The organism is Tabrizicola thermarum, from assembly GCF_003574395.1.
Lineage (GTDB): Bacteria > Pseudomonadota > Alphaproteobacteria > Rhodobacterales > Rhodobacteraceae > Tabrizicola > Tabrizicola thermarum.
The window spans coordinates 1-1,110 of record NZ_QMJY01000048.1; the positions used below are offsets into that span (position 1 = coordinate 1).

The 1,110-nt window shown below is 65.0% G+C and carries 1 protein-coding gene; it reads right to left on the reverse strand.

The genetic code is table 11. From position 1 onward, the window contains the following. Positions 1 to 3: 3 nt before the first annotated feature. On the reverse strand, positions 4 to 1,110 hold a 1,107-nt coding region (gene tuf, locus D5084_RS09100; RefSeq protein ID WP_128515195.1), incomplete at its 5' end, for an elongation factor Tu.

The following is a 1,110-nucleotide window of genomic DNA, read 5'->3' on the forward strand; positions in this document are numbered from 1 at the left end:
GCCTCAGGCGATGATCTTCGACACGACGCCGGCGCCGACGGTGCGGCCGCCTTCGCGGATGGCGAAGCGCAGCTTCTCTTCCATCGCGATCGGCGCGATCAGCTCGACCTCGAACTTCAGGTTGTCGCCCGGCATCACCATCTCGGTGCCTTCCGGCAGCTTCACCGTGCCCGTCACGTCCGTCGTGCGGAAGTAGAACTGCGGACGGTAGTTGGCGAAGAACGGGGTGTGGCGGCCGCCTTCCTCCTTGGTCAGGATATAGGCCTCGGCCTCGAACTTGGTGTGCGGCTTGACCGAGCCGGGCTTGCACAGCACCTGGCCACGCTCCACCCCGTCACGTTCGATCCCGCGCAGCAGAGCGCCGATGTTGTCGCCAGCTTCCCCACGGTCCAAGAGCTTGCGGAACATCTCCACCCCGGTGCAGACCGACTTCTTGGTCTCGCGGATGCCGACGATCTCGACTTCGTCGCCGACGTTGATCACGCCACGCTCCACCCGGCCGGTCACGACCGTGCCGCGGCCCGAGATCGAGAACACGTCCTCGATCGGCATCAGGAAGGGCTGGTCCACCGCCCGCGCCGGGGTCGGGATGTAGTCGTCCACCGCCGCCATCAGCGCGCGGATCGAGCTTTCGCCGATCTCGGGACGCTCGCCGATCATCGCCTGGTGCGCCGAGCCCTTGATGATCGGGATCTCGTCGCCGGGATATTCGTAGGAGGACAGAAGCTCGCGCACTTCCATCTCCACCAGTTCCAAGAGTTCCTCGTCATCCACGAGGTCCACCTTGTTCATGTAGACCACCATGTAGGGGATGCCCACCTGACGGCCCAGAAGGATATGCTCGCGCGTCTGCGGCATCGGGCCGTCCGAGGCGGCAACCACCAGGATCGCGCCGTCCATCTGGGCGGCCCCGGTGATCATGTTCTTCACATAGTCGGCGTGGCCGGGGCAGTCGACGTGGGCGTAGTGACGCTTCTCGGTCTCGTATTCCACATGCGCGGTCGAGATCGTGATCCCGCGCGCCCGCTCTTCCGGCGCGCCGTCGATCTGGTCATAGGCCTTGAATTCGCCGAAATACTTCGTGATCGCCGCCGTCAGCGTCGTCTTGCC